This window comes from Clavibacter sp. MX14-G9D (genome assembly GCF_032917815.1).
GTDB classification, from domain to species: Bacteria; Actinomycetota; Actinomycetes; order Actinomycetales; family Microbacteriaceae; genus Clavibacter; species Clavibacter michiganensis_K.
In genome coordinates this window covers 1-3,266 of the sequence record NZ_JAVCVL010000268.1, presented here as the reverse complement: position 1 = coordinate 3,266, position 3,266 = coordinate 1, and the positions used below count along the sequence as shown (strand labels likewise).

The 3,266-nt window shown below is 78.2% G+C and carries 6 protein-coding genes; 4 read left to right on the top strand and 2 right to left on the bottom strand.

All coding sequences use genetic code 11. The features are described 5' to 3' along the window. A partial coding sequence (locus Q6969_RS14460) for an AAA family ATPase (protein WP_317231072.1) occupies nucleotides 1-272 on the top strand: 272 nt, incomplete at its 5' end. Nucleotides 273-313: 41 nt separating this feature from the next. Here the strand turns inward: Q6969_RS14460 and Q6969_RS14455 are convergent. Next, the gene (locus Q6969_RS14455; RefSeq protein ID WP_317231071.1) at nucleotides 314-1,387 is read right to left on the bottom strand and encodes a GTP-binding protein; all 1,074 of its coding nucleotides are present in this window, start codon (nucleotides 1,385-1,387) and stop codon (nucleotides 314-316) included. A 98-nt stretch (nucleotides 1,388-1,485) separates the two neighbouring features. On the opposite strand from Q6969_RS14455, the gene Q6969_RS14450 reads away from it, so the two are divergent. From Q6969_RS14450 to Q6969_RS14440, 3 genes are all read left to right on the top strand, one after another. Beyond that, nucleotides 1,486-1,863 carry a histone-like nucleoid-structuring protein Lsr2 gene (locus Q6969_RS14450; protein WP_317231070.1) on the top strand — a complete coding sequence of 126 codons (378 nt, stop codon included), beginning with the start codon at nucleotides 1,486-1,488 and terminating at the stop codon, nucleotides 1,861-1,863. Nucleotides 1,864-1,901: 38 nt separating this feature from the next. Further along, nucleotides 1,902-2,492 (top strand): GNAT family protein, encoded by a 591-nt coding sequence (locus Q6969_RS14445; protein WP_317231069.1) that lies wholly within the window; start codon nucleotides 1,902-1,904, stop codon nucleotides 2,490-2,492. Nucleotides 2,493-2,572: 80 nt separating this feature from the next. Next, nucleotides 2,573-2,791, top strand: a complete 219-nt coding sequence (locus tag Q6969_RS14440) for a hypothetical protein (RefSeq protein ID WP_317231068.1) — start codon at nucleotides 2,573-2,575, stop codon at nucleotides 2,789-2,791. Nucleotides 2,792-2,833: 42 nt separating this feature from the next. Here the strand turns inward: Q6969_RS14440 and Q6969_RS14435 are convergent. Continuing rightward, a partial coding sequence (locus tag Q6969_RS14435) for a phosphoribosyltransferase family protein (protein ID WP_317231067.1) occupies nucleotides 2,834-3,266 on the bottom strand: 433 nt, incomplete at its 5' end.

The window sequence follows — 3,266 nt, the reverse complement described above, 5'->3', positions numbered from 1 at the left end:
CCGCACGGGGATTCGCGGCGCTCTCGGGCGGGCAGCGGCAGCGGGCGCTCCTCGCGCAGGGCCTCGCCCGCGGCGCCGGGCTCCTGCTCCTCGACGAGCCGACGACGGGCCTCGACGCCGCGAGCGCCGAGCGGATCCGCGCGATCATGCGCTCCGAGGCCGACCGCGGGGTCGCCGTCGTGTGCGCGTCGCACGACCCGGCGGTGCTCGCCGACGCGGACCGCGTGGTCCGTCTGGAGGACGGGCTCGTCGCACACGACTCGGCGGCGTGAGCGGGCCGGGCCGCACGGACGCCGCCGTCCGGCGGCGGACCTCAGTGCCGGTGCTCGGCGTCCCAGGCGGGGAACGGGTCCGCGTAGCCGTGCCACGCGCCCGGTCCCGCGACCAGCTCGTCGGGCGCCAGGAGGCACGCGCCGAGGATCCCGTCGAGCAGCGCGGCGTCGAGGTGCTCGCCCACGAACGCGATCTCCTGGCCCGCGGGCGACTCGGCGTCCCAGCTGCGCATGCCCGTGGGGTCGAGGCTCAGCACGTCGCCCGCGGTGGCCCACGAGCCGACGGTCGCGGGTCGCGTCGCGAGGCGCACGAGGCCCCGGGAGCGCACGATCCGCCCGACGGGGCCCGGCACGAGGTCGTTCACGACGGCCGCATGCAGGCGGCCGGGGTGGAACGGCCGCGGGTCCCGGAAGACGTGCACGCCCATCCCGCCGGTGGACGGCGGGACGGCGACGCCGGCCAGCGCCGCCTGCCAGCCCATGCCGGCGGCCAGCCGCCGCGCGCGCTGCCGCCCGATCCGCAGCGGCGCGGCGACGAGCGAGGCCCGGTCGGCGACGGCGACCACGCGCGCGTCCGGGGCGAGGCACGCGAGCAGGGCGAGGGCCCGGCGGGCGTCCGGCGAGGGCCGCGCCGGATCCAGGTCCTCGAGCACGACGACGCTCGCGCACTCGAGGCGCCCGGCCAGCCGCTCGGCGGCGTCGAACGGGGTCGCGTCGACGGCCCGGGGCTCGAGCAGCAGGTCGCGCACCTCGACGACGGAGGACACGGCGACGAGGTCGAGGATCCCGATGGGCGTCGACCCCGGGTGCCGCGCCTCGACGACGTGCTCCAGCACCAGGGCCACCTCGAGCGGATCCGCGGCGGGCTCGATCGCCACCACCGCGAGCCCGGTGCGCCCGTCGTCGGCGTCCTGGATGAGCCCCTCGGCGAGGTCGGCGCCCAGGTCGCCGCTGTCGCCGCCGGGCGCCTCCACCGGCGTGGGCTCCTCGGACGCGGGCGCCCCGACCGCGGCTGCGGCGACCCGGGACGCCGCCCGCAGGTCGGTCGAGGACACGACGATCACGGCGAGGCCGCCGCGGGTGACGATCGGGCGGGCGTTCGCGGGGGGTTCCATGACCCCAGCCTAGAAGATAACCGTTCTCATCTGCGGCGCAGGGGCAAGCCGACGGCGATCTAGGCTTCCGGAGGGGGCATGAGGCACGAGGAGACGGCATGACGGAGCACGCGGATCCGCGCGACGACGGGCAGGGACGCGACGACGGGCACGACGACGGGCACGGGCCCGTGGCCGCCGACCCGACCGAGGCGGTCCGCTTCGGCCTCGACGGCCTCGTGCTCGAGGCGGACCTCGACGCCGCCGACGCGCGCGCCCTCCGCGCGGTGCTCGCGCCGTATGTCGCAGCGGGGAGGCGCACGACCGTCACGATCACGCCGATCCCCGAGGAGCGTGCCGCCGCGACCGGCGGCTCCCCCACCGGCGAGCGTGCCGCCGCCCGCGCGTGGCTGGAGGCGAACGGCCACCGCCTCGGGCCCGGCGGCCGCATCTCGGCCACGCTGATGACCCTCTACCGCGCCCGCGACGGGCGCTGACGCCGGCCGCCCGCGCCGCGTCCCGCCCCGGTGCCGCCATGACCGCCCCGCCCCGCCTGTTCCCCGCCGTGCCGCTCCTCGTCGGAGAGCGCGTGATCCTGCGCCCCTTCTCCCCCGCCGACGTCGACGCGATGGGACCGGTGCTCGCCGATCCAGAGGTCCTCCGCCTCACCGCATCCGCCCACTCGACCGCGGAGGTCGCCGAGCTGTCCGCGCGCCCCACGCTCGACGCGCGCACGCGCACCTGGTACGCCACGCGCGCCGCCCAGCCCGACCGCCTCGACCTCGCGCTCGTCGACCGGGCGTCGGACGCCTGCGTGGGCGAGGCCGTGGTCAACGAGTGGAGCCCGGAGGACCGGAGCGCGAACCTCCGCATCCTCATCGGACCCGCCGGGCGCGACCGCGGCCTCGGCACCGAGGCCGTCCGGCTGCTCGTGGACCACGCGTTCGCGGCCACGGACCTGGAGCGCGTCTCCCTCGAGGTCCTGGCGTCCAACCCGCGCGCCCGCCGCGTCTACGCGCGCGTCGGCTTCGTCGAGGAGGGGCGCCTCCGCGCCGCCTCCCGCTTCGACGGAGAGCCCGTCGACGTGATCGTCATGGCGCTCCTCCGCACGGATCCGCGCCCCTGACCTCCGGGCGGGCGCAGCCGGGCCGCCGCACGGCAGCCGGCGCCCTCCTCGAGGCAGGACGGCTCGGGTAGCGTGCCGCCATGGGCACGCCCCCGAACGGCTTCGAGCACACCTCGCGCGGTGACGAGGTGGTCATCCGGCATCACGGACGGGTGGCCGCCACGCTGCGGGGATCCACCGCACGCAGGTTCCTCGCGCAGGTCGAGTCCGGCGACGCGCAGCAGATCATGGCGCGCGTGACGGGCGACTACAGGCACGGCAACGAACGCACCGCGCGCGAACGGTCCCGCCGGGCCTGACCCCGCCGCGCACGCCCTCGTGATGCCGCCGCGGCGGCGCCGTCAGCGCAGCGCGTCGGCCGTGGTCAGCGCGCGGACGGGCGGCAGCGTGGCGCGCATGCCGGGCCGCAGCTCGTCCACGATGACCGCGATCCCCGCCAGCGCGGCCCCGCAGTCCCCCGCGAGCGCGGCCGCGGCGGCGGCCTGGCTGCCCGTCTCGATCCAGTCGTCCACGAGCACCGCGCGCTGCCCGGGCAGCAGGAGGTCGCGCCGCGCGGAGTACCCGCGTCGGACGCCCCGGTAGTCGGCGTCGGCGTCCCGCCGCACGACGTCCCCGGGCAGGAGCGCGCCGTCCTTCCGGATCGGCGCGAACCCGACCCCGAGCGCGACGGCGACGGCCGGGCCGAGGGCGAACCCGCGCGCCTCGATGCCGACGACGACGTCGGGCCGGTCGCCCCGCGCCAGCTCCGCCAGCGCCGCGACCACGGCCGCGAGC